The sequence below is a fragment of the Vagococcus allomyrinae genome (assembly GCF_017829975.1).
Taxonomy (GTDB): domain Bacteria; phylum Bacillota; class Bacilli; order Lactobacillales; family Vagococcaceae; genus Vagococcus_D; species Vagococcus_D allomyrinae.
Genome location: NZ_JAEEGA010000005.1, coordinates 138,290 through 163,022 on the forward strand (window position 1 = coordinate 138,290; position 24,733 = coordinate 163,022).

A 24,733-nucleotide genomic window follows, 5' to 3' on the forward strand; every position below is an offset into this window, starting at 1 on the left:
CTAGTCTCACTTGCGGTATTTAATAAAAGTATAATTTTTCACTAACTATCTACATCCCGTAAAATAATCCGAACAGATAGTTCCGGATTATCAATATAATGATGAGCGAAGAGTGGTGCTTTCAGCTTCTCTTTAGCTGGAAGTTTAACGACTGATCGCCATTATTTAATAGGAACTCACTAGTTAAAAGAGACTTTTGTCGTTTGATAACCAGCAGCTTCCAGTAAGTGTAAGATTCCTTTGTCTGTAGGTAAATGCCCCGCTCCAACTGCTATAAAAACACCTGATTCTTCCAAATAATTAGGCAGTACTTTCAGCCAATTGGCATTGCGCTGATCGATCAGCAACGCCTGTTGCGCGGCATTCATCTCCTGATCTGACGCCTCTTCTTCAAAATACTTAAAGACCTCTCCGGCAATATAGTCTTTGACTAGTTTATCTGTGGAGTCTTTGCCTTCTTTAAGTGAAGGAATCGTCGCTACCCACTCATTAACATCCGCCGGTTCTTTATAAGCTTCTAGCAAGATATCGTACTGTTCTTCAACAGTTTCCAAGCCTTCATTTTTTAGCGTTGAGATATTTTTAGCCTTGCCGTACAACTGCATGTCAACCCCATAGGTGGCTGCGATTGGTGAGATGTATTTAGTTTGTAAAAACTGATCAACCCCCAGACGATTGAGCATTTTGATCGCCTCTTCTTCGAAGCCGTATTCTTTTAAACGCTCTCGGAAAATACGCAGACTTTCCTCATTCATTCCCTCTGTAATGGGCTTGTCCCCTTGCATCACCGCCATCATCAACTCTGGGTCAGGTGCTTCCAAGTCAGCCATCTTCACCTCTGTTAAAAGCAGTTGGCTATTTTTCAACGATGTCAAAATGACCTCCGGGAAAGGATACATTTCTTTTTGGCCAATGTGCATGGTCCCTAAGATATGTCCTACCACTTGCCCCTCCTTCTTAATTTCGTAAAAAGGCCAATCTACCGTCACTTCTTCCGCTGCTGCTGTTGAAGAAGTTGTTGAGGTCGTTGAACTTTTTATAGCTGTCGGCTTATTTTGACAGCCTACTAACAAAATGGCTACTACTCCGACTAGCCACAACCACTGCTTTAATTTCGTTTTTTTCATTCGTAACTTCCTTCCATAAATAGTTCCTATTTTTAATCAGTATGTTATTATCATAACATAACCACAAACTAGCATTCAGCAAAATACCTAAACAAAGGAGATGAACAGAATGACTGATATCACGTGTCATACTTTTGATTCCAGCATGATCGCCGATTGTGTTGCCTTATATCAAAAGGTTTATGCACAACCGCCTTGGAATGAATCATGGCACTCAACTCAACCTATTTTTGAGTTTTTCCACAACCACCTTATTAACAACTATTTTATGGGTTATGTGGCTAAAAGGGGAACAACCATCGTCGGCGTCAGTATCGGATTTTCAAAACCATGGATCGGCGGTATGGAGTACTATATCGATGAATTCTTCATAGATACTGATCATCATCGTCAAGGAGTTGGTTCTAAATTAATGGCTCACATTAAAGCAGAATGTCGCTTACGTCAGCATTCAGCGCTCATCTTAAATACTCAGCAAGATTTTCCGGCCCAAGTATTTTACGAGAAAAACGGTTTTTCTGTGGAGAAAGGTTTGATTATTTTAGCCAGCTCTGTTTAAGCAAAAAATGCCGGCTGTTCGGCGAACAAACTTTCGACTTATACACATATCCACAGAGTTATCCACAATCAGCTGTTTAAAACTGACAGTTATCCACAATCTACTGTTGAATTAGGGATTTTTGCTAATAAACGGACTTTTTAACAGCATTTTCTCCTTCTTTTAAACTTTTTGGTTGCGTTTTTTTCTTTCCCAATGTATGATGTATTAGAAATCGAAATAATAATGTTCATGTGACTAGATAATACTAGGCATGGAAAAAGGATATGCGTGATTACTTACGTCATCTTTTTCCATGCCTATTTTTAATGAAGCAGGGGGGAAAAAGATGAAAATAATCAAAGTATTTAATCAAAACGCCGTGTTGGTCTCAGATAATGGGCAAGATAAGATTGTAACTGGAAAAGGGATCGGCTTTAGTAAGAAGCAAAACGACCTCGTCCCACGAAATCAAATTGAACGCGAATATGTGGCCACTGAAACGAAAAGTAAAATGGAACAATTGCTGCAAAGCATCGATCCAGAGTATTTTATCGCTTCTGAGGAAATCATCGACAAAGCAGAAGAGATGTTAAACACTAAATTTAACGAACACATCCACTCAATTTTAGCCGATCACATTGCGTTTGCCATTGACCGGATTCGGGATGGGATTATCATTCAGAATAAACTGTTAAATGAAATTCAAATTCTCTACCCTGATGAATTTCGGGCAGCAGAATGGGCCGTCAATTATTTGCGGGAAAAATTTTCCTTAGACTTTACCATCGATGAAGCGGCCTATATCGCCATCCATTTTCACAGTGCCAGTTCTGGTCAATCGACTACCAACAAAAGTATCCGAGAAGTCACGATTATCTCTGCCATGGTTACCACCATTGCCGAAGAACTTGATGTGGACTTTTCAAAAATGAGCATGGGCTTGAATTATTCGCGCCTTGTGGTTCATTTGCGTTACGTTGTGGAACGGGTTTACCAAAGTAAATTCCACTCCATGGACGACGACGTCTTTCAATTAGTTAAAACGAAGTATCAACGCAGTTATGCGGTTGCCGAAAAGGTTGCTCGAATGACCAAAGTTGATTATGGCTTAACAATTCCAGGAGAGGAGTTAGGTTATATCACCTTGCATATCGAACGCTTGTCTGATCAACTTGGCCGGGCCCATAACTAAAAAAAGTATATTCAGCTCTTTTAGTGATCTTATTTATTTTTCCTTATTAAAGAGCTTGAACTATAAAAAAATTTTAGGAGGTAAGTATTATGAAAGCATACTTACAAAGAATGGGTAGATCGTTGATGTTGCCGGTAGCCGTATTACCTGCAGCTGCGATCATGATGGGGATTGGTTATTGGATTGATCCGAATATTATGACAGGGATGGGAGATCCCAATTTTGTGTCAGTCTTCTTAGTGAAAGCTGGTGGGGCGATTATTGACCACTTGCCAGTCTTGTTTGCTGTTGGTTTAGCCTTGGGAATGTCCAAAGACAAAGATGGGGCAGCGGCTCTTAGTGGACTGGTCGCCTTTCTAGTCGTCACAACATTGTTAGCATCGGGAACGGTTGGCGCCATGAAAGGAATTCCTCTTGAAGAAGTCAACGTCGCTTTTAGTAAAATCGACAATGCCTTTATCGGGATCTTATCTGGTTTAGTGGCTTCCGCCATGTACAATCGTTTCAGTCACGTTCAATTGCCAATGGCCTTGTCATTCTTTAGCGGCAAGCGTCTGGTACCTATTATGACCTCTTTGGCCATGTTGGTTGTTTCAGTTATTTTATTGTTTATCTGGCCGGTTGTTTATGCTGGTTTAGTTTCATTTGGTACGGGGATTTCCAGTATGGGAGCAATTGGGGCTGGTCTTTACGGCTTCTTTAACCGTTTGTTAATTCCAACTGGTTTACACCATGCCTTAAACTCTGTGTTCTGGTTCGATGTTGCTGGTATTAATGATATTGGTAAATTCCTTTCTGGTGAAGGCACAAAAGGGATCACAGGAATGTATCAAGCTGGCTTTTTCCCAGTGATGATGTTTGGTTTACCTGCTGGTGGTTACGCGATTTACCGTAACGCGCGTCCAGAAAAGAAAAAAGCAACAGCTTCATTGATGATTGCCGCTGGTTTTGCCGCTTTCTTTACCGGAATTACTGAACCTTTAGAATTCTCATTTATGTTTGTAGCTTGGCCTTTATATGTGCTACATGCTGTTTTAACTGGGGTGTCGTTGTTAATCTCTGCCCTATTCCACTGGACAGCTGGCTTTGCCTTCAGCGCTGGGCTTGTGGATTTCGTGCTCAGCTTACGTAACCCCATTGCCAATCAACCGTGGATGTTGTTAGTTCAAGGGATCGTCATGGCCGCTCTGTACTTCTTTACCTTTGATTTTGCTATTAAGAAATTTAACTTAATGACACCAGGTCGGGAAGAAACAACCCTTGAAGAAGAAATCGAAGAACAAATTGCTGAAGGTGGTAATAAATTTACTGCTATGGCCACTCGTATTTTTGATGGCTTAGGCGGCAATGACAATGTTGTCTCTATCGATAACTGTACAACTCGCTTGCGACTTGTGGTCAAAGACATGGATAAGGTGGACGAAGCCAAAATCAAGTCAACCAATGTCCCTGGCGTCAAGAAAATTGACGAGACAAATATTCAAGTAATCGTCGGCACAGAAGTTCAATTTGTAGCCGATGAAATGAGTAAACTTAAAAAATAAGAATTATTAAGATCTCTCAAAAGACTTTCAACACTTAAGAACTATGGTATAATTGGACTATACTATTTTATAACATATCGGAGGAACAATGCATGTTTAAATTTCTAAAAAAAGATAACAAAACTGCGTTTCACGCAGTTGCAAAAGGGAATCTAATTCCAATCAACAAGGTCGAAGACAATGTTTTTTCAGAGAAAATGTTAGGTGACGGCTTTGCTGTTCAACCTGCTTCATCAGAGGTTTTCGCACCAGTCAAAGGAAAGATCGTCAGCGTGTTCCCAACCAAACATGCCATTACAATGACCACTGATAGCGGCTTAGAAATTTTAGTCCACATGGGGATTGATACTGTTGAATTAAAAGGAGCACCTTTTGAAATCTTCGTTAAAGAAGGTCAAACCGTGACACCTGAAACAAAAATGGCCAACATGGATTTAGATGAGTTGGCGAAAACTGACACAACTTCAACCATCGTTGTGGTCATCACAAATATGGACGCTGTTAAAAAAATGGCTGATGTGACTGAAAAAACCGTCAACGCTTCAGAAGAAGTGTTAACCGTCGAAGTCTAGATATATCAAAACACAGAGCGCTCGTGGGGGGAAACTTCCACGAGCGCTCTGTGTTTTTTAGTGACGTCTAACCAACTGGTGTTGACAACGGCCCACTGAGGGCTCCATAGTTCCACCATATATCAAGGCCCAAGAAACATAGCAGTCTCTTGGGCCTTGATTGACTTAACTCCTATTGATGACGCAATTCCTTTAAAGTCCCCACTAACAAATCCACCAACAAGAAAAAACCAATCCGCGAAATCGTGTCATCTCGTTTCGTATCTAAGTCTTCCGTGTGGCAGTATAGTTGTTGATCCGCGTAACTGGCTAGGGTATTCGACTGAAAAGAGGTCATGCTGATGATTTGAGCTTTTTTCAAGTGAACTTGTTTGGCTGTTTCAATGATTTTTTTAGTGTTGCCTGATAGTGACATCAAAATCACCACATCGTTGTCCGTCACTAGATTCGTAAAGGACTCCGATAAATTGTAATCTTTAATAAAGATACAGTGCATCCCCATTGAAAAAAGCAAGTGCTCCAAATAATAGCCGACTGGTTTACTTGTGCCGCGAGCCATAATAAAAATATTATTGGCGTTCAGCATTAAGTTGGCACAGGCAGCGACTTGTTCATCAATAACTAAGGAGAACGTTTTGTCGATACTGCGACTGAGGTTTTCTCGGGTGGAAACCCGCTCGCCAACTTCCGTTTGTTTTTGCTGGCGAATCGCACTGTTAATATGAAATTTTAATTCTTTATACCCACTGTAACCTAACTTCTGAGTTAAATTGATAATAACGGTCTTCGAAACAAAGGCTTCTTGAGCCAAATCATTGATATTCAAATAGGGAATTTCTTCGGTATGGGCCATAATATAGGTGAGGGCCTTTTTTTCACTGACCGTCAATTCACCATAACTACTTAAAAAATCAATCATTTGCTCATCCCTCATTTCATTTATTATCACTAGTATAGCACGGAAAAAAGGGGGACGTCTGCTGTTATAACATCTGCCGTGGGTCCAACCACTCCTCTAACTCACTTGCCGTAGCGTAGCCTAAAGCCAAGGCCGCTTCTGTTAAGGTTGTGCCTTCGACAGAGGCCTTTTTGGCAATTTCCGCACTTTTTTCATAGCCAATATAAGGACTTAAGGCGGTGACAAGCATCAGTGACTCACTTAATAATCGCCCCATCACTTCTTGATTAGGTCTTAATCCTACGAGGCATTTCTCTCTAAATGAGCGCATTCCATCCGTCAATAAGGTGACTGTCTGTAAATAATTGTAGATAATCACTGGCTTAAAAACATTTAATTCAAAATTACCTTGGCTAGCCGCCACTTGAATCGTCATATCATTTCCCATGACTTGGGCGACAATCATCGTCAACGCCTCTGCTTGAGTGGGATTGACTTTGCCTGGCATGATGGAACTGCCTGGCTCATTACTTGGAATTGTTATTTCCCCAATGCCGCAACGTGGCCCACTGGCTAGCCAACGAATATCGTTGGCGATTTTCATTAAGTCACTAGCCAAACTGCGCAAGCTACCGTGAACGTATGACAGTGGTTGATGGCTGGTTAAGGCAAAAAATTTATTGGGGTCGCTACTAAACTCATACCCATAAGCACTAGCTAAGTTTTGGCTCACTCTTTGACCAAATTCTTGGGAAGCATTGATCCCCGTTCCGACTGCCGTACCGCCAATCGCCAAAGGCAATAAACTGCGACTACTGTCGGTCAACGCCTTCAAACTGTTTTCGATCATCCCTTGCCACCCGCTGATTTCTTGACCAAATGTTAAGGGCGTGGCATCTTGTAAATGAGTGCGACCGATTTTCAGAACAGCTTGATGGCTGACTGTCATCTCTTTTAACAAAGTCAGCCACTGTTTCATCTCCGGCACTAACCCTTGTTGCAACTGATGATAAGCCGCAATGTGCATCGCGGTTGGAAAAACATCGTTAGAACTTTGAGACATATTGACATGATCGTTTGGATGAATTCCTTGAGCCGTCTGTTGATTGGCTAAGTTGGCAATCACTTCGTTAACGTTCATATTTGTCTGAGTGCCACTGCCTGTTTGCCATAAACAAAGGGGAAACTGACGATCGTACTCATCGCTTGATAATAAACTGTCACAAGCTCCCACAATGGCCTGTCCTTGAGCTGCGGTTAACTTGCCTTCCGCCAGATTAGCTTGCGCACAGGCTTTTTTCAAGGCGATTAAACCTTTGACTAAGGCCATGGGCATCTTTTCCTGGCCAATCTCAAAATTTTCCAAACTGCGCTGGGTTTGGGCTCCCCATAAAGCCGCAACTGGCACCTGCACCTCGCCCATGGAGTCTCTTTCAATTCGATACTCTGTCATTCACTTCTCCTCCTATACCTCTCGTAAAATAAGCCACACAGATCACACGATTAGCTTGCCGCATTGTCATAGTCTCTCTTGTGGTATACGATTGACGCCAGTAGCAACTGCTGCTTGGGACACATACTCGGCCACCTGCTCCACCACCCGCGGATCAAAAGGACTGGGAATAATGTAGTCTTCCCGCAAATCAGCAGAAGCGATTAAAGCCGCAATGCCTTCAGCGGCGGCAATTTTCATTTCTTTGTTAATGGTTGTGGCGCGGACATCTAAGGCCCCTCTAAAAATTCCAGGAAACGCCAACACATTGTTGATTTGATTTGGAAAATCCGAGCGACCAGTGCCCATGACTTTCACTCCATTGGCTTTGGCTACCTCATACATGATTTCCGGTACTGGGTTAGCCATAGCAAAAACAATCGGCTCTGCCGCCATTTGTTGAACCATCTCCGCTGTTAACACATCAGCTACAGAAACCCCGACAAAAACATCGGCCCCGACAATCGCTGTCCCTAAATCCCCTTGAAGATTGGCTGGATTAGTTAAGATAGCCAGCTCTCGCTTATGGTCATCTAGTGGGCCTTGGCGATTCTCAGCTAAAATGCCGTGTTCGTCACAGATCAATGCCTGAGTTACGCCCATGGATAAAAGCATCTTGATAATTGCCGTACCGGCTGCGCCAGGGCCATTTAAAACCACCTTAATTTTCGACAAATCCTTGCCGACCAACTTCAAGCCATTGATCACCCCAGCCGCTACAACAATCGCTGTGCCGTGTTGATCGTCATGAAAAACCGGAATATCCAAGGTTTCATCTAAGACTTTTTCAATTTCAAAACAGCGCGGTGATGAGATATCTTCCAGATTAATGCCGCCAAAAGATGGGGCTAAATATTGAACTGTTTTAATGATTTCCGCTGTGTCTTGGGTTGCCAAACACAAAGGCATCGTGTCAATATTGGCAAATCCTTTAAATAAAATCGACTTGCCTTCCATGACAGGAATCGCCGCTTCTGGCCCGATATTGCCCATCCCTAAAACCGCTGAGCCGTCGGAGATCAAGCCGACTAAATTGCCTTTCGCCGTATAATCATAGACCGCTTCTGGGTGCTCCGCAATCACCTTACATGGTTCCGCTACGCCAGGTGTATAAGCCAAAGCTAAATCCTCATTGGTTTTAACTGATACTTTACTTTCAATCGAAATTTTTCCTTTGTGCTCTGAGTGTAACTTCAATGCCGCTGCTTTTACGTCCATTTTTCCAGCTCCTATCACTTTTTTTCTCCCAAAAAAATCCTCTTCATTAGAAGAGGATCATGACTCTTTCTATAACTCATTATAACAACATAGTTGGTAATTGAGTACCTTTAACAATTCTTTTAAGGCTGGATCACACAATAATTCAATTTCACGGGTGCGCGCTATATGAAAACTAGAGCCTAACCACAATCTGGCATCCACATAACCTGGATGGCCAAAACTCACCCCATCTTTCTGAATGATCTCAAATAACTGGTCTTTGACACGCTCATAAGGTAGCGAAACATCTTTCATGCTGGGATAATTAAAAAGATTCCAAAAGGCCAAAGCTGGCGCTAGAGAAGGATCTTTTAATTTTTCCCTAACCTCAAAACAATTGCGCAAGGGCAAGCCGTGTCTCGTTGCCAAAGTCTCCATGACCTGACTGTTATTTCCATAAGAATGGGTGTAGTGATGAGAATCCAAATGAGTCGGTCGAATTCCCGCTTCCTTGACCTTGTTAATTTGCCCATCCCATTCTGCGTATAGCTGATCTAAGTTGACGTCATCAGGGGCCGCTTTTAGTTCCGCTAATGATTTAAATTGACCGTTCTTTTGCAGCAAATCTTCCACATTCCCTAAAACTGGACTTCCACAGGTCATGGACAAATGAACGCCAATGCCGAGAGTGGGAGTAGCGTGACTCAATGCCACAGCATGCTCAAATCCCGGCATATTGGCCATTAAAGTCGTCGACGTTAGCACCCCTTGTTGATGGCTGTCGATGATGCCATAATTCACCCCAGGGGAATAGCCGAAATCATCGGCATTGATGACTAATTTTGTCATGTTGACCACCTTTTCTTAATTAGGGTAAGCTTTAGCGATTGCCGCTGCCACCAGTCGACCACGGGCGGCTTCTTTTTCCGCTAGTTCCACCGATAACCCAATATAGTTCCGCGGGTCAATCATACCTTTGACTTCCTCTTCTGAAAACTCGCTGGCGATCAATGGGTTAGCCATTAAATTCGTATAGAAATCTTCCCCTTCATCAGCCGTCTTCATGGCGATCTCATACATCAAAGAGTGGGCTTGATCTTTGCCTAGTTTTTCCGACAATTTCATCATGACATACTCACTATTATCCAAGCCTTTATTGCGTCTGACATTGTGCAACATCCGCTCTTTATGAGGGACGATGGTTCGGGTTAGTTCTTCACAACGCAATAAAACTTCCGTCGTCAATTCCAAGGCCTCTTCCAAAATACCGTCAAACAACATATAAGAACTGCTATCGCCTTCATAGGGACGGACTGCTGAATACATACCGACCCCTGGCAAAGCATAGAGCTTCTGAGAGTTAGCAATAATCCCTTTGGCTAATTTCGGGTTGATTTTATGCGGCATGGTGCTACTGCCCACGGTCCCTTTGCTGAACCCTTCTGACACTTCGGCAATTTCTTCTAAGGTTGTACTGTAGACTTCTTCGCCAATTTTATGGCAGATATTGGCCATTAAAGCCAAGTTCATCATGTATTCTACTTTGTGGGTGCTTAAATTTCGTGAGGGCACTTCCATGGAATACATCCCCGTTAGTTCGGCTACCCGTTCTTGAACTTGTGGACCGACTTCCGGCATGGAGCTAAAGGTTCCCACAGCGCCGCCCATCATAATTTTAAACATCCGCTTCTCGACTTCTTGCATCCGTTCGTAACACTCAATAAAATCGCTGAGCCACACAGAGACTTTATAGCCATAGGTAATCGGAATCGCATGACGACCATGAGTCCGTCCAGCCATAACAGCCTCTTTATTATCCTCTGCTAGTTGGCTTAAATTGGCGATAATCTCCCCTAAAATATGCATGTACTTATGGTGAACATTTTTCACCATATACAGCTGTGAGCTTTGTTGAATATTTTGCGTGGTAATGCCGTAATGGACGTATTTGCCGCTTTCCTCTGGACAAGCCTTTACCAATACTTTTAAAAAGGGCACAAAGCCATGGCCAATTTGGCGGTAAATTCGGTCCATCTCTTCAAAATCAATGTTGTCAATCTTCGCCGCTTCGGCAATATCTTTGGCGGCTTGTTCGGGAATAAACCCTGCTTCCGCTTGGGCTTGAGCAAGGGCTGACTCAAAGAGCAACCAGGCATTGTATTTTGCCTCTTGGCTAAATAAGGCCTTTATTCCTCGATCATCCATCGTTTTGCTTTTTGAATCGTATAATGCTCTCATCTGTATTTCCTCCTATAGTTAACCAGTCAGGTTCGAGGGATCCCTCGAACCTGCTTTTCTTATACATTGTTTATAGTTTTTCATCGACTGCGTTTCGCACAAATTCCACTAAAGGACCGTAGACGATGTGAATGTGTTTAGCAGCTGGGAAAAAGAACCCGGTACAACCGGACGTCTGCAATAAGTCTTTATTGATGACGTTGACATCTGTCACATCAATCCGCAAACGGGTGATGCAATTCTCAACTGAGGTAATGTTGTCCTTCCCACCTAAAGCAGCCACCACAATATCGGCAATTTCACCATACCGTTTCTCCTTAATCAAGGTATTGTCTAAGCTTTGCTCTTCTTCTCGGCCAGGTGTTTTAATGTCAAATTTAACAATCGCCCAGTAAAAAATAAAGTAGGTAATAACAGCCAAGACTACACCGATGATCACTAAGAAGATCCAATTAGACTTCTCGTACAACAAACCAAAGATTGCAAAATCAAAAATCGTTCCGCGAATATAACCAATGGCCACCCCTGCCAGTGATAACAGCACAGCGCCGACCCCGACAATACAAGCGTATAGTACGTACAACAATGGCGCTAAAAAGACGAACGTAAACTCCAAAGGCTCTGTGACATTGCCCAGCATCGCCGTTAAGACCATCGTAATTAACATCGACTTAACCACAGGACGATTTTCAACTTTCGCTGTCCGATACATCGCCAAGGCAATCGCTGGGAATAAGAACAGGGTTACTAACATTTGTTGCTGAGCCATAAAACGAGACAAATCTGGCATCATTGCCCAGTATTCACTGTTTGGACCTTGATTAAAGAGCACCTCGTTCATCGCTGGTACGACCCCAACAAAGGTTTCACCGTCAATTACATAAGTACCGCCAGCTTCCGTAAACCTAAAGAGGACATTCCACACGTGGTGTAAGCCAAACGGAATAAATAAACGTTCGCCTGCGGCAGTAAAGAATGGCCCAACAACACTTAAAAAAACCACAGACAAGCGCATCAACACACTGACAAAAAAGGACCAGATAAAGGGCAAGATCAGCCCGATGCCAATCATCACACCAATCGTAATAATCGGCACTGATTTTTTACCAGAAAAGAAGGCAAATGCTGTTGGCAATTCCAAATTATAAAACTTATCCGTCGCCCAAGCTGCCACTAAACCAGTGACAATCCCACCTGCCGCACTGATGTTCATCGTTTGAATCCCCAAGACGCTAATCTGTCCCAGTTGAGTCATGACTTCTGGATCTGCCATGTTGCCCGTTAAGGTCAACCAGACATTCATGGTCACAATCAGGGTTAAATAGCCCGCCGTTGCTGCAAAAACCGAAATCCCTTTATCCCGCTTGCTCATGCCATAAGCCACACCCATGGCAAACAATAAGGGAATATTATCAAAAATAGCACTAGCAATGGTACGAATGCTCAAGAGAATTGCATTAACACTGTCATTTCCTAAAAAAGCAAACCGCTCAATCATGTAAGGCTGAACCAATGCCCCGCTGATTCCTAAAATCATGCCGACAGGTGCTAAAACACCAATTGGCAACAACAGCGTTCGCCCAAACTTTTGAAGCGAATCACCAAATTTCCCTTTTTTACTCATTCTCAAACTCCTTTTCCACAGCCTCATCTGAGTTAACAGGTTGGACTTTTAATTGATAGCCATATCTTAGCATTAAAGCATAATAAAGAAAAAGCGTTATCAATTTATTTCGACTGACATAGGTCAGAGAAAATGACCTGGGTCATTTTAGAAAAGTGATCATCTAAAAAAGCCAACATGGATAACCGTGTTGACTTAGGGACGACATTAAATTTTATACCGAAAAAATCACTTGCTTTCACACAGACGTAAGTATAAGTCAAAAAGAAAAATCGAGTAAGCATGCCTGTAACAGAGTTGAAAAATTAAGCTGCGGATGTTAAAACAGATACTAAAGACTTGGGTTATTACACTAAAAACATTGTTTTCCAAACAAACTTAACTATCTTACTGCACCCAGATTATAAAAAATAATAGACCAGATTAAAATCGACATATCCTTTTCATTCGTGGTTTTGTCAGTTACTCTGACTCCGAGCTATGTAATTCTATGTTTTAAAAGTTATCTAACATTTTGAAATAGTTTCTTATTTTGATCCATTAATCAATTCCTCCATGATAATAGACCACTAAATCATCAGGAATAGACAAATTGGTAGCATTTTTTTTCTTTTCTAAATAATAGGGACCTTCACCAGAATGCTCTCCAATGCCATAGAGAAATTTATTCGTTTCAGCTGAGATGGTATCCAATGACGTTTCCTTATTAATCACATCATTTATCGTATAATGGACTTCTAAATTATTCATCGGTCCCACTGAAAAGCCTGTGAATTCTATTTTTTCAACCTTTGAATATTCCTTTAATTCATCTGATTCCCTTAAAAAATCAGCAGTAGTCAACGTTCCATTTCCATGATTATATTCTTGATTTAATTTCTTATCTTTTTCGACATCTACTGTATAAAGCTGATAATTATTAAATATATAATAAGCTAAATCTACTTGTATATCATGTAAGTCTTCTTGTTGTTTTTCTTTTGCTCTTTTATCCATATAGAGTTTCCCTCCCACTCCAATTATCACTATCATTATAATTCCTATCCAAATCCATCTATTTTTCAATCTATTCGCACCACCTTTAAAATAAATACAGCGGATTAAGTATACAACAGTTGATCTTTATTTTATAGATTTTTTCTAATATGGATCGTTATTTAATCGAAAAGTCAGCATAAATACGATTATCCCAAGTAGTCCGTCCCCCTCGTGGTTGAATACTTTTTAAAAAAAGTTCCAGATTGTATATCTGTCACTTGCCTCTTTATTTAATATGGCTTCTTCAACGGTAGGTACCATTGAAGAAGCATCCACAAACTAAACTGACGACAGACCTTTGCTATCTGCAGTTACCTTGCCTATCTCCAACACTCTCCAAAACAAAAACCCCTTGTGATAAGGGGCTTTACTCGTTTATGACATAATCCACCACTTAATATGGCAACGTTGCGACTAAATAATCCTTATGATTCTGGAACTATCTGTCCGATTAGTTTAGAAGATATATTTAACTTCCGCTTTTACAATTCCCCTGTTAAAAACTGAGCCCGACCAAATCCAAAACTCCAGTCAGCCTCATGGTTAATAAAGAACGAGATCATCACGTCTTGCGGTGAAATGCCACATTTCGCCTGCAAGGCGTCCGTTAATTGACGATACAATCGTTTCTTTTGCCCTTCAGTTCGCTCTTTACTAAAGACGGAAATCACAACAACTTGCTCGCTGCGGCTAAACCCTAGTCCCGTATCTTGAATAATCATTTCATATGGCTCGTGTTGTGTGACAATTTGATAACGATCACCTTCCGGAATCTCCAGGACTTCCACAAAGACTTCGTGGGCCACCTTCAACAAGTGGACAATTTCTTTAGGCGTTCTTCCTTTATAGACATCAAAATGAATCATTGGCATACCTGCACACTCCTAAAAGTTTCTAAACTTATAAAAGCGAGAAACACCAACAAAAGAAGGCCACTTTCGCCCTCTTTCGTGATGTTCTCATCTCTAAGCTTTTCTATTTTTTCTCATATCTAAGACAACAGCGCCGACAATAATCAGCCCTTGAATAATTTGTTGCACATAGGCATCGATACCTAATAATGTGAAACCATTGGTTAGTGTTCCCAAAATCAGAGCCCCGACAACAACGCCCCAAACCGTTCCTATCCCGCCACTATGGCTCGTTCCACCAATGGTAGCAGCGGCAATCGCTGTTGTTTCATACATGGTACCAGCTGCTGGTTGAATGGAACCGCCTGTCCGCCCGATATAAATCAAGGATGAGATTCCTGCTAAGACACCTGATATCACATAAACCAAGACGATATTACGTTTCACTTTAATACCAGAGATTTCTGCTGCTTCGATATTGCCGCCGATGGCATAAATACTCTTCCCAAATGAGGTATAATTCATCAAAACAGCCATAAAAATAATGACTGCAATATAAATCAGAACGGGAACTGGCAAAAAGCCAAAGAGGCGATCTCCTAACAAATTAATTTGCGGGTTAATATTACTAACAGGTTTACCGTTTGAAACCATCAATGCCGCGCCACGAACGGCGATTTGGGTTCCTAAGGTGGCGATAAAGGGTGGAATTCCTGTATAGGCAATCAGTGAACCGTTAATCAACCCGATGACACCACCAATGATTAACGCTAACACGATGGTCACAATTAAAGGAGACTGTCCTAAAGAAGGAAAGATCTTGTCCACTGCATCTTTCGTTTGACTAATAGTTCCCACCATAATCCCAGCAAAGGCTAAGGTTGAACCAACTGATAAATCAATGCCTTTGGAAACTAAGGCAATAAATAAACCAAGAGCTAAAATACCGTAAATTGACGTTTGGGTCAATAGGTTTAAAATATTGTTTAAAGTTAAAAAATTACTGTTCATCCCTGTTAAAACAACAAACATGGCAATTAACACAAAAATAATTAAATATTTCTGAATAAATTCCTTGCGGGTTAATTGTGAGTTTTGTTTCATCAGCGCTTTATTACTTTCTTCCATTTATTATGCCCTCCACTTTAGCTTTTTTCAGAAAAATCATTTTTTATGCCACTGGCATACAGCATGATATCTTCTTGAGTTAAATTTTTATTGTCTAAAATACCTGTAATACGACCTTCATGCATAACCACAATCCGGTCACTCATTCCCAGTATTTCTGGCAACTCAGACGACACCATAATAATGCTTTTCCCCGTGTAAGCCATCGTCGAGATATTGCGATGAATTTCTGCTTTAGCTCCTACATCAATGCCTCGTGTCGGCTCATCCAAAATCAAGACATCTGGTTTAGTCAGTAACCATTTGGCAATTAGCACTTTTTGTTGATTCCCTCCACTTAAATTACGAATGGCCGTTTTATAGGAAGGGGTTTTAACATTTAGTGTGTCGATATAATTCATGGCTTCATCATCTAGCCGTTTATTATTCAACAAACCTGCTTTATTTTTAAATGACTCGATTGAACTGGACACAATGTTATAACTAACGGATAACATTGGAAAAATGCCCGTTTTACGACGATCTTCCGTCAAAAATGCCAATTTATTTTTAACGGCATCTGCGGCTGTTTTAATGACTAAGGGCTGACCATTTAAACGAATATTTCCTGAGGTCTTACTTCTTACACCAAAAATGGCTTCCATCACTTCAGAACGACCCGCGCCAACTAAACCAGCAAACCCTAGGATTTCCCCTTCTTTGACATCAAAGGTGATATCAAAAAAATCTTTGCCGTTAGACAGGTTTTCCACTGAAAATTTAACCTCGCCAATTTCCGTTTTCCCTTTAGGAAAGAGCTGATCAATATCACGGCCTACCATTAAATTAATCATTTCCTGTTCGGTGGTCTCAGCTACTGCTCGCTGAGTAATGTATTTGCCATCGCGGAAGATAGTTAATTGATCGCAAACTTCACGAATTTCATCGAGCTTATGAGAAATATAGATGATACTTCGCCCTTCTTCTTTCAGCTGCCGAATAATTTTATATAACTGTTTTATTTCCCGCTCAGTTAAAGACGAGGTTGGTTCATCCATGATGATGACTTTGGCGTCGTAGGAGATGGCTTTGGCCATCTCTATCATCTGCATATTGGCAACAGTCAATTCTTTCATCAAACGCTTAGGATTGATGTTAACGTTGACTCGTTCTAGCACATCCAAGGTCATCTGATACATTTCTTTATGATCGATCAACCCTAGTTTATTTTTAGGTTCTCGTCCCAGCCATATATTTTCCATAACACTTTTTTCCATGACCGGACTCAGTTCTTGATGAATCATTGAAATTCCCATGTTTAAGGCTTGAATAATCGTGTAATTGGTGATGTATTTCCCATTGAACCAAATCTTTCCTGAAGTAGGGGTATACATCCCAATAATGCATTTCATCAAAGTCGATTTACCGGCACCATTTTCTCCCATCAAGGCGTGGACTTCGCCTGGTTTAATTTTTAATTGGACGTTGTCTAAGGCTTTCACACCTGGAAACTCTTTGCTCATGTTTTCCAACACTAACATATAATCATCATGACTCATTTATCATCCCTCTTTTCACGCCTATCAGCTAATAGGTTATTTAAACTCACTGACATTTTCACTGGTAATTAACTTGAATGGGACGTAAGTAACTTGATCTTTCGGTGCTTTACCGCCGAGTGCTTCTGACAAAATAGTGATAGCACCAGAGCCCTGACCGACAGCATCTTGGAAAACCGTTGCCGCTAACTCACCATTTTCAACAGCATCTAACGCATCTGGAATAGCGTCTACCCCTGTGATAATAATGTCTGATCGATTATTTTTCTTAGCAGCTTGCACAGCTCCTAAAGCCATTTCATCGTTATTAGCGACGATCGCTTTAAGATCTTTTCCATAAGTAGAAATCCAGTTCTCAGCAACAGCTAAAGCTTTATCTCTCTGCCATTCCGCCGTTTCTTTATTGAGGATCTCCATCTTAGGGAACTGATCTTTCATCGTTTCTTCTACGCCTTCAGTACGTTTCATCGCACCTTCATTGCCTAAGATGCCCATTAAAACAGCAATCTTTCCTTCACCATCTAACTCTTTGCCAACAAATTCCATCTGCATGATGCCTGCGGTAATTTCTTCTGAGCCGACATAATAAACGTCTTTTGGCATGTCTTTTTCTTTACCGGCATAAGGGTTACGGTTAACATAAACCAAAGGAATCTTCGCTTCCTGAGCAGCCTTCGTAATAGGCTCCATGGCGCTTGTGTCAACCGGTACGACGACTAACGCCTTAACTCCATTTTGAATAAGAGTATTGACCTGATCTTGTTGTGCGATTAAATCTTCTTTAGCATTTTCAACACGAATGCCATAGTCATTTTCCTTAGCACTCGCTTTGGCAGCGTCCAAAATGTACGTTTGAAAGGTATCGTTCAAGTTGTTGATGGCATAACCGATTTGCTCTTTTGAATTATCTCCTGCATCTTTTTCATTTGATCCACACGCTACCAAGAAAAGGCTTACAAACAAAACACCAATAAACTTGACTATTTTTTTCATTGACTGTTCCTCCTAAATTTTTGTTAACTTACATCTTCAAATGCTGTTTCAGATCACTTTTCACAACACGTCTCTTCCCTCCCAAAAGTAAGCTCTTACATATTTAGTTAGGTAATAAGCAAACTGACGTCTGTCTCATCTGCTTGCTAACATAATGAGTAAGTATTGATTACATTTTAGTTGCATTTTGAGTGATAGTCAAGAGATATTTTTATTTTTTTCACTAACTCACACTAAACTCCTTTATTAAACAAATAGATTTTATGCATTTGTTAGTGAAAAAAACTGCCTATTGAACAATCAATAAGCAGTATGTAAATCAATATTTTGTTGTTTAAAATAGCTGAGATATTCTTTGCTAATCGCTCCACCACTAATAATTGCATCAATCTCATCTAACTGAGCATAGGTCAACAAGGTGGAATGACCAAATTTACTAGCATCAACCATCACGTAAATCTGACTGGCCTTCTCACAAATCACTTTCTTTATTTGAGTTTCCAACATATCTGAGTTCGTCAGACCATTTTGTAAGGTTAAGCCCGTTGCCGCCATAAAAGCTTTATTAATGTTAAAATTTTGCAAAATTTGATGATTCTGCATCTCAATAAAGGAGCGGGTTTTACGTTTGTATTTGCTGCCGACAACTAGCAGTTGAATATTTTCCAATTGAGCTGCCGTATTGATCACATCCAAATTATTGGTCACCACGGTGAAACTCATATCCGGTGGCACAAACTCCATGAGATACTTAGTGGTCGTACCTGAATCGACATAAATCAAGTCATCCTCTTCAATTAACTTGGCCGCTTCTTTACCAATCAATCGCTTTTCCTCTTGGTTTTTTATTTGACGGTTCTCAAATGAGACTAAGTTGTCCTCTTTAAGCACAACCCCACCGTAAACTTTTTCAAACAACCCTTTTTTTATTAGATAGTTAGTATCTCTTCTGATTGTATTTTTTGACACGTCAAATGCCTCACATAACTCATTTAAAGACGCAGCGCCTTGGCGTTTGACGTAGGATTCAATTTCATGAATTCGTTGAACTTTCATACTCTGCCTCCTTTCCTTTTTTTATCAGCTTATTCCCCTGTTTAGTGTCTTTTTCACTCTAAGCTTGTTTCACTTTTAACACGTATAAAATATAACACATGACCAAGAGTTAATCAATTGATAATTCTTGAGGGGCTATTGTCCTTTCTTTATAACTCAACCAACACAACCCGATTCCTTTCTTTTAGGCCGATTTTACCTAGTGAAGTAATCATAAAAATGTTACAATCATCTTAGAAAAAAAGATTGACTATTTCCCTTTTTAGCGATAACATGTAACCAAGACATGACCAAAAGAGAACCAAAACCTCTTTTGTTGTTATCTAAAAATAAGCCTAGTTTTCTAAATTGACATCTCTCCCCAATGGACTACTAGTTGTCGGAGCTCATGGATTTAGAAAGCTGTTCAAGGAGGAAATGATATGACGGAACCAAGAAAGTTAAAGAACTATATCAACGGTGAATGGGTGGCCAGTGCTACAACAGTCTACGAAGATGTGCTTAATCCAGCCACTGGTGAAATTATTTGCCAAGTTCCCTTGTCTACCAAAGAAGATTTAGAAGCCGCCACGCAAGCCGCTGCAACGGCCTTTGAATTATGGAAAGAGGTGGCTGTTCCAAGAAGAGCGCGAATTCTCTTTAGTTTCCAACAATTAATTGCCAAAAACGCCGAAGAACTAGCCCGGCTAATTACGATTGAAAATGGCAAAAATACGAAAGAAGCCTTAGGTGAAGTTCAGAGAGGGTTAGAAAATGTCGAATTTGCGGCAGGTGCGCCATCCTTAATGATGGGAGATTCACTTTCTTCAATTGCGACAGATGTTGAAGCTGTTAACTACCGTTACCCGATTGGGATTGTTGGTGGCATTACCCCCTTCAATTTCCCGATGATGGTTCCTTGTTGGATGTTTCCGATGGCGATCGCTTGTGGGAATAGTTTTATTCTAAAACCTTCTGAACGAACGCCTTTGTTAACAGAAAAGTTAGTTGAGCTATTTACAGAGGCTGGCTTACCTAAAGGGGTCTTTAATGTGGTTTATGGGGCTCATGATATTGTCAACGGTATACTGGAACATCCTGAAATAAAAGCGATTTCCTTTGTTGGTTCCAAAGCTGTCGGGGAGTATATCTACAAAAAAGGCAGCCAGCATTTAAAACGCGTCCAATCTCTAACAGGTGCCAAAAACCACAGCATCGTCCTGAAGGATGCCGATTTAGACGATACGGTCACTAATATTATTGGGGCAGCTTTTGGTTCGGCTGGCGAACGCTGTATGGCTGCCGCTGTGGTAACTGTCGAGGAAGACATTGCTGACGCGTTTATTGCCAAATTAGTTAAGGAAATCAAGCAAGTCAAAATGGGCAACGGCCTGGACGATGGCGTCTTCTTGGGGCCAGTCATTCGCAAAGAAAACCAAACGCGAACTTTTGATTACATTGAAAAAGGGATTGCTGAAGGGGCGACATTATTAGCTGATGGCCGCGAAAACATTCCTTCTGAAGGCTTTTTCGTTGGACCGACTATTTTTGACCATGTGACAACGGAAATGACGATTTGGCAAGAGGAAGTCTTTGCACCGTTGCTGTCAATCATTCGTGTTAAAGACTTAAAAGAAGCCATCGCAACGGCGAATAAATCTGAATTTGCCAATGGGGCTTGCCTCTTTACAAATAACGCCGCCGCCATTCGCTATTTTAGAGAAACTATCGATGCGGGCATGTTGGGAATTAACCTAGGGGTTCCGGCGCCGATGGCCTTCTTCCCATTTTCAGGATGGAAATCTTCTTTCTACGGAACCTTGCACGCCAATGGCAAAGACGGCGTCGATTTCTATACCCGCAAAAAAGTGGTGACCGCTAGATATCCTAAAGCATCTATTTAAGACTCTGAATGGGGGCAACCCCCATTCTCAACAAATAATCTAAAAGGAGTTCCTTTGACATGAGCAAGCTTTTATACCCTCAACACCCACAAGCACTTAGTCCTGGGGTGACTTTATTACAAGAAATAACTAAAACCAATGCCCCGCTGGCCTATATCGAATTAAAATTGATTGAACTAACCGCCGGAGGCAGCTATCAGGAAACTTTAACTGAATTTGAATGTTGCGCGGTCATTTTGACAGGTAAGGCAACCCTCACTTCTGGTGACCAACAGTTTACCGATATCGGCACTCGAGAATCCGTTTTTGACAAGGTGCCAACCGATAGTGTTTACCTGCCAAGGGAAAGTCAGTTTACGGTAACCAGTCAAACAAAAGCAAAGGTGATCCTTTGCTATTCACCGACGACTGTCACAAAAGAACTGACCTTTATTCCTGCTAAGGACAATACTACTGAAGCCCGTGGCATCCTAAACAATCAACGTCTGGTTCACAATATTTTACCTGACTCTTCCACTATCGCAGACCGCTTATTAGTTGTGGAAGTTTATACTGAAGGTGGTAATTTTTCAAGCTACCCACCTCATAAACACGACCAAGACAATCTGCCTGAAGAGTCTCTCTTGGAAGAAACCTACTATCATGAAATAAATCCGCCACAAGGTTTTGTCTTCCAACGGGTTTACACAGATGACCGCTCATTGGATGAAACCATGAGTGTTGAAAACGGCAGTGTGGTTGCTGTGCCAAAAGGGTATCATCCTGTTGGCGTACCTGATGGTTATACGAGCTATTACTTAAATATCATGGCTGGGCCTGTTCGCAAGTGGCAATTTCACAACGATCCCGATCATGAATGGATTTTAAACAGATAAGCCTCACTGAGACTTAGAAAGAAGGAGAAACTCATGCAAAAAAAATACGATGTGATTGCCTTAGGTCGCGCTTGTGTTGATTTAAACGCGGTTGAATACAACCGTCCCATGGAAGAAACCATGACATTCTCAAAATACGTTGGAGGTTCACCCGCGAACATTGCCATTGGTTCGGCTAAATTAGGACTTAAGGTTGGGTTTATTGGCAAGATTCCTGATGATCAACACGGCCGTTTTATCGAGCACTACATGGCTAAAGCAGGTGTCGACACAAGTAATATGATCGTTGATCAAGAAGGACATAAAACTGGTTTGGCTTTTACTGAAATCTTGAGCCCAGAGGAATGCAGTATTTTAATGTATCGCGAACAAGTCGCCGATTTATATTTAAGACCTGATGAAATCGACGAAGACTATCTCAAAGAAAGTCATTCATTGGTCATCTCAGGCACAGCCTTAGCCCAAAGCCCTTCACGGGAGGCAACTCTAAAAGCCGTGACCTTAGCCCGTAAAAATGGGATCAAAATCGTCTTTGAATTGGATTATCGCCCGTATACTTGGCAAACTAAAGACGAAACCGCCATCTACTATTCTTTGGTGGCCCAACAGTCAGACATCGTTATCGGAACACGAGATGAGTATGATATGATGGAAAATAGCGAGAATGGAGCAAATGATGTCACGATTGCCCAGCTATTTAAGCATCAACCAGAACTGATTGTGATTAAACACGGAGTTGAAGGTTCCTATGCGTATACTAAAGAAGGGGATACTTATCGAGGCAAAGCTTATAAAACCAAAGTCTTAAAAACTTTTGGTGCAGGCGATTCCTATGCGGCCGCTTTTCTGTATGCCTTAAATAGCGGCAAAGGCATCGAAACAGCACTTAAATATGGTAGCGCTTCGGCAGCGATTGTGGTCAGTAAACACAGCTCCTCTGAAGCCATGCCCACCGCTCTGGAAATTGAAGCCTTGATTGCGGAGCAGGACCAGAACTAATTGTAACTGCAGAAAGGACGTTATTATGGAAAAAACGATTCGCTTAACGACGGCTCAAGCTTTAATCAACTTTATCCAACAGCAATATATTGAAATCGATGGGGAAAAAACGCCCTTTGTTGAAGGTGTCTTTAACATCTTCGGCCATGGTAATGTTCTCGGCATCGGCCAAGCCTTGGAGCAAAATCCAGGCCACTTGAAGATTTACCAAGGCAAAAACGAGCAAAGCATGGCCTTGGCTGCCATCGCTTATGGCAAAGAACAATTACGACGGAAGATTTACGCTGTGACCACTTCCGTCGGCCCAGGAGCGGCAAACCTCGTTCCTGCTGCCGGAACGGCTTTAGCCAATAACTTGCCTGTGCTACTCTTGCCGGGAGATACCTTTGCAACGAGACAGCCTGATCCTGTGCTACAACAAATTGAACAGGCTCACAGTGGGGGGATTACAACCAATGATGCCTTAAAACCGGTCTCCCGTTACTGGGATCGGATCACCCGACCGGAACAACTAATGTCTAGTTTGATTCACGCCTTTGACGTGTTGACTAATCCAGAAACCTCTGGTCCAGTCACGATCTGCTTGTCACAAGATGTCGAAGGCGAAGCCTACGACTACCCAATTAGCTTCTTTGAGGAACGAGTTCATTATTTGGATCGCTCCACACCTACAGAACGGGAACTAAAGGGCCTGATCAAGGCATTAAAAGACAGTCACTATCCGCTGATTGTAGTAGGGGGCGGTGCTAAATATTCAGGGGCTCGCGATATCTTGATGAGTCTTTCCGAAAAACATCAGATTCCCTTAGTCGAAACACAGGCCGGAAAATCAACCGTTGAGTCATCTTTCAAGAACAATCTCGGCGGTCTTGGGGTAACGGGTAATCTTGCGGCTAATAAAGCCGCGGCCAAGGCCGACTTAATTATCGGAATCGGCACCCGTTATACTGATTTTACCACTGGTTCAAAGTCAGTTTTCAATTTCGAGACAGCCTCCTTTGTTAATATTAACGTCAGTCGGACCCAAGCTTACAAGCTGGATGCCTTTCAAGTCGTCGGTGATGCCAAGGCGACCCTTGAATTATTGGACAAACATTTGGGGAACTACCTGTCCGCTTACGGCGATCAGTTAGCCCTTTATCAAGAAGAATGGCGCATAGAGCGCCAACGTTTGGCAGATATTACTTTTAATCGGGAACAATTTACACCTGAAGTTGCAGGTCATTTTACGCAAACAGACTTCATCGCTTACGCTGATGCGCTAAACACTGAAATGACTCAAACCAAGGCATTGATCATGATCAATGAGCTGATTCCTCAAAACAGTGTGATTGTCGGATCTGCTGGCTCTCTTCCTGGTGATTTACAGAGAGTTTGGCAAAGTTCGGAACCAAATACCTACCATGTGGAATACGGTTATTCCTGCATGGGGTATGAAATTGCTGGAGCCTTAGGCGCTAAGTTAGCTCATCCTACGACAGAAGTTTATGCCATGGTTGGCGATGGCAGTTTTATGATGTTGCATACGGAGCTGGTTACCAGTCTTCAGTACCATCAAAAAATTAACGTCTTACTCTTTGATAACGCGGGTTACGGTTGTATTAATAACTTACAAATGAGCAATGGCAGTGGTAGTTTTTACACAGAGCTAAAAGATGTTGACACCAATCAGCCGATGGTCATTAACTACGCTCAAGTCGCAGCTGGTTATGGGGCTAAAACCTATGAGGTTCACACTTATGCAGAGCTAAAAGCTGCCTTAGCCGACGCTGAAAAACAACAGGTTTCCACCTTGATTGACATCAAAGTGTTGCCTAAAACGATGACTGATGGCTACGATGCTTGGTGGCATGTCGGTGTAGCAGAAGTCGCTGAAAAAGAAAGTATTCAAACAGCCTTTCAAGAGAAAACTGCTAGCCTTAAACGAGCAAAAAAATATTGAGA

General features: G+C 41.7%; 19 protein-coding genes and 1 pseudogene. 7 read left to right on the forward strand and 13 right to left on the reverse strand.

Annotated elements, in window-relative coordinates:
* Nucleotides 1-179: 179 nt before the first annotated feature.
* A complete protein-coding gene (locus tag I6N95_RS09210) occupies nt 180-1,127 on the reverse strand; it encodes a TraB/GumN family protein (RefSeq protein WP_209526883.1) in 948 nt (315 codons plus the stop codon).
* 109 nt (nt 1,128-1,236) lie between these two features.
* Here I6N95_RS09210 and I6N95_RS09215 point away from each other — a divergent pair, with 109 nt between their 5' ends.
* From I6N95_RS09215 to nagE, 3 genes and pseudogenes are all read left to right on the forward strand, one after another.
* Nucleotides 1,237-1,686: a GNAT family N-acetyltransferase gene (locus tag I6N95_RS09215; RefSeq protein ID WP_209526885.1), complete on the forward strand. Its 450-nt coding sequence runs from the start codon at nt 1,237-1,239 to the stop codon at nt 1,684-1,686.
* 328 nt (nt 1,687-2,014) lie between these two features.
* Entirely contained in the window at nt 2,015-2,860 is an 846-nt protein-coding gene (locus I6N95_RS09220; RefSeq protein WP_209526887.1) for a PRD domain-containing protein, read from the forward strand.
* Nucleotides 2,861-2,949: 89 nt separating this feature from the next.
* Nucleotides 2,950-4,976 (forward strand): annotated as a pseudogene (gene nagE, locus I6N95_RS09225) (N-acetylglucosamine-specific PTS transporter subunit IIBC).
* 172 nt (nt 4,977-5,148) lie between these two features.
* Here the strand turns inward: nagE and I6N95_RS09235 are convergent.
* The 12 genes from I6N95_RS09235 to I6N95_RS09290 form a co-directional block, all read right to left on the reverse strand.
* Complete coding sequence (locus I6N95_RS09235; RefSeq protein ID WP_209526893.1) at nt 5,149-5,895, reverse strand: MurR/RpiR family transcriptional regulator; 747 nt, start codon at nt 5,893-5,895, stop codon at nt 5,149-5,151.
* A gap of 64 nt (nt 5,896-5,959) precedes the next feature.
* Nucleotides 5,960-7,327, reverse strand: a complete 1,368-nt coding sequence (fumC, locus tag I6N95_RS09240; protein ID WP_209526895.1) for a class II fumarate hydratase — start codon at nt 7,325-7,327, stop codon at nt 5,960-5,962.
* 66 nt (nt 7,328-7,393) lie between these two features.
* Nucleotides 7,394-8,584 (reverse strand): NAD(P)-dependent malic enzyme, encoded by a 1,191-nt coding sequence (locus I6N95_RS09245; protein ID WP_209526897.1) that lies wholly within the window; start codon nt 8,582-8,584, stop codon nt 7,394-7,396.
* A 69-nt stretch (nt 8,585-8,653) separates the two neighbouring features.
* Nucleotides 8,654-9,415 (reverse strand): carbohydrate deacetylase, encoded by a 762-nt coding sequence (locus tag I6N95_RS09250; protein WP_209526899.1) that lies wholly within the window; start codon nt 9,413-9,415, stop codon nt 8,654-8,656.
* A 15-nt stretch (nt 9,416-9,430) separates the two neighbouring features.
* Nucleotides 9,431-10,804 carry a class-II fumarase/aspartase family protein gene (locus I6N95_RS09255; protein WP_209526901.1) on the reverse strand — a complete coding sequence of 458 codons (1,374 nt, stop codon included), beginning with the start codon at nt 10,802-10,804 and terminating at the stop codon, nt 9,431-9,433.
* 70 nt (nt 10,805-10,874) lie between these two features.
* A complete protein-coding gene (locus I6N95_RS09260) occupies nt 10,875-12,428 on the reverse strand; it encodes a PTS transporter subunit EIIC (RefSeq protein ID WP_209526903.1) in 1,554 nt (517 codons plus the stop codon).
* Nucleotides 12,429-12,968: 540 nt separating this feature from the next.
* Nucleotides 12,969-13,493, reverse strand: a complete 525-nt coding sequence (locus I6N95_RS09265) for a hypothetical protein (RefSeq protein WP_209526906.1) — start codon at nt 13,491-13,493, stop codon at nt 12,969-12,971.
* A gap of 455 nt (nt 13,494-13,948) precedes the next feature.
* Nucleotides 13,949-14,338, reverse strand: coding sequence for a tautomerase family protein (locus I6N95_RS09270; RefSeq protein ID WP_209526908.1), 390 nt, complete (start codon nt 14,336-14,338; stop codon nt 13,949-13,951).
* A 93-nt stretch (nt 14,339-14,431) separates the two neighbouring features.
* Nucleotides 14,432-15,445 carry an ABC transporter permease gene (locus I6N95_RS09275; RefSeq protein WP_209526910.1) on the reverse strand — a complete coding sequence of 338 codons (1,014 nt, stop codon included), beginning with the start codon at nt 15,443-15,445 and terminating at the stop codon, nt 14,432-14,434.
* A 17-nt stretch (nt 15,446-15,462) separates the two neighbouring features.
* Nucleotides 15,463-16,983, reverse strand: a complete 1,521-nt coding sequence (locus tag I6N95_RS09280; protein ID WP_209526912.1) for a sugar ABC transporter ATP-binding protein — start codon at nt 16,981-16,983, stop codon at nt 15,463-15,465.
* 36 nt (nt 16,984-17,019) lie between these two features.
* Nucleotides 17,020-17,976, reverse strand: coding sequence for a substrate-binding domain-containing protein (locus I6N95_RS09285; protein ID WP_209526914.1), 957 nt, complete (start codon nt 17,974-17,976; stop codon nt 17,020-17,022).
* Between the two features lie 300 nt (nt 17,977-18,276).
* A complete protein-coding gene (locus I6N95_RS09290) occupies nt 18,277-19,032 on the reverse strand; it encodes a DeoR/GlpR family DNA-binding transcription regulator (protein ID WP_209526916.1) in 756 nt (251 codons plus the stop codon).
* A gap of 422 nt (nt 19,033-19,454) precedes the next feature.
* Between I6N95_RS09290 and iolA the strand changes: the two genes are divergently transcribed.
* The 4 genes from iolA to iolD are packed head-to-tail and all read left to right on the forward strand — an operon-like array spanning nt 19,455 to nt 24,731.
* Nucleotides 19,455-20,915, forward strand: a complete 1,461-nt coding sequence (iolA, locus tag I6N95_RS09295; protein WP_209526918.1) for a methylmalonate-semialdehyde dehydrogenase — start codon at nt 19,455-19,457, stop codon at nt 20,913-20,915.
* Nucleotides 20,916-20,974: 59 nt separating this feature from the next.
* Nucleotides 20,975-21,790, forward strand: a complete 816-nt coding sequence (gene iolB, locus I6N95_RS09300) for a 5-deoxy-glucuronate isomerase (RefSeq protein WP_209526921.1) — start codon at nt 20,975-20,977, stop codon at nt 21,788-21,790.
* 33 nt (nt 21,791-21,823) lie between these two features.
* Nucleotides 21,824-22,789, forward strand: coding sequence for a 5-dehydro-2-deoxygluconokinase (iolC, locus tag I6N95_RS09305; RefSeq protein ID WP_209526923.1), 966 nt, complete (start codon nt 21,824-21,826; stop codon nt 22,787-22,789).
* Nucleotides 22,790-22,814: 25 nt separating this feature from the next.
* On the forward strand, nt 22,815-24,731 hold the full coding sequence (gene iolD / locus I6N95_RS09310) for a 3D-(3,5/4)-trihydroxycyclohexane-1,2-dione acylhydrolase (decyclizing) (protein ID WP_209526925.1): 1,917 nt from the start codon (nt 22,815-22,817) through the stop codon (nt 24,729-24,731).
* The last annotated feature ends 2 nt before the right edge of the window (nt 24,732-24,733 follow it).

Excerpts from the sequence above, each read along its gene's own strand:
- I6N95_RS09210 (WP_209526883.1), bottom strand. The coding sequence starts at position 1,127 with ATGAAAAAAACGAAATTAAAGCAGTGGTTGTGGCTAGTCGGAGTAGTA.
- I6N95_RS09215 (WP_209526885.1), top strand. The coding sequence starts at position 1,237 with ATGACTGATATCACGTGTCATACTTTTGATTCCAGCATGATCGCCGAT.
- I6N95_RS09220 (WP_209526887.1), top strand. The coding sequence starts at position 2,015 with ATGAAAATAATCAAAGTATTTAATCAAAACGCCGTGTTGGTCTCAGAT.
- I6N95_RS09235 (WP_209526893.1), bottom strand. The coding sequence starts at position 5,895 with ATGATTGATTTTTTAAGTAGTTATGGTGAATTGACGGTCAGTGAAAAA.
- fumC (WP_209526895.1), bottom strand. The coding sequence starts at position 7,327 with ATGACAGAGTATCGAATTGAAAGAGACTCCATGGGCGAGGTGCAGGTG.
- I6N95_RS09245 (WP_209526897.1), bottom strand. The coding sequence starts at position 8,584 with ATGGACGTAAAAGCAGCGGCATTGAAGTTACACTCAGAGCACAAAGGA.
- I6N95_RS09250 (WP_209526899.1), bottom strand. The coding sequence starts at position 9,415 with ATGACAAAATTAGTCATCAATGCCGATGATTTCGGCTATTCCCCTGGG.
- I6N95_RS09255 (WP_209526901.1), bottom strand. The coding sequence starts at position 10,804 with ATGAGAGCATTATACGATTCAAAAAGCAAAACGATGGATGATCGAGGA.
- I6N95_RS09260 (WP_209526903.1), bottom strand. The coding sequence starts at position 12,428 with ATGAGTAAAAAAGGGAAATTTGGTGATTCGCTTCAAAAGTTTGGGCGA.
- I6N95_RS09270 (WP_209526908.1), bottom strand. The coding sequence starts at position 14,338 with ATGCCAATGATTCATTTTGATGTCTATAAAGGAAGAACGCCTAAAGAA.
- I6N95_RS09275 (WP_209526910.1), bottom strand. The coding sequence starts at position 15,445 with ATGGAAGAAAGTAATAAAGCGCTGATGAAACAAAACTCACAATTAACC.
- I6N95_RS09280 (WP_209526912.1), bottom strand. The coding sequence starts at position 16,983 with ATGAGTCATGATGATTATATGTTAGTGTTGGAAAACATGAGCAAAGAG.
- I6N95_RS09285 (WP_209526914.1), bottom strand. The coding sequence starts at position 17,976 with ATGAAAAAAATAGTCAAGTTTATTGGTGTTTTGTTTGTAAGCCTTTTC.
- I6N95_RS09290 (WP_209526916.1), bottom strand. The coding sequence starts at position 19,032 with ATGAAAGTTCAACGAATTCATGAAATTGAATCCTACGTCAAACGCCAA.
- iolA (WP_209526918.1), top strand. The coding sequence starts at position 19,455 with ATGACGGAACCAAGAAAGTTAAAGAACTATATCAACGGTGAATGGGTG.
- iolB (WP_209526921.1), top strand. The coding sequence starts at position 20,975 with ATGAGCAAGCTTTTATACCCTCAACACCCACAAGCACTTAGTCCTGGG.
- iolC (WP_209526923.1), top strand. The coding sequence starts at position 21,824 with ATGCAAAAAAAATACGATGTGATTGCCTTAGGTCGCGCTTGTGTTGAT.
- iolD (WP_209526925.1), top strand. The coding sequence starts at position 22,815 with ATGGAAAAAACGATTCGCTTAACGACGGCTCAAGCTTTAATCAACTTT.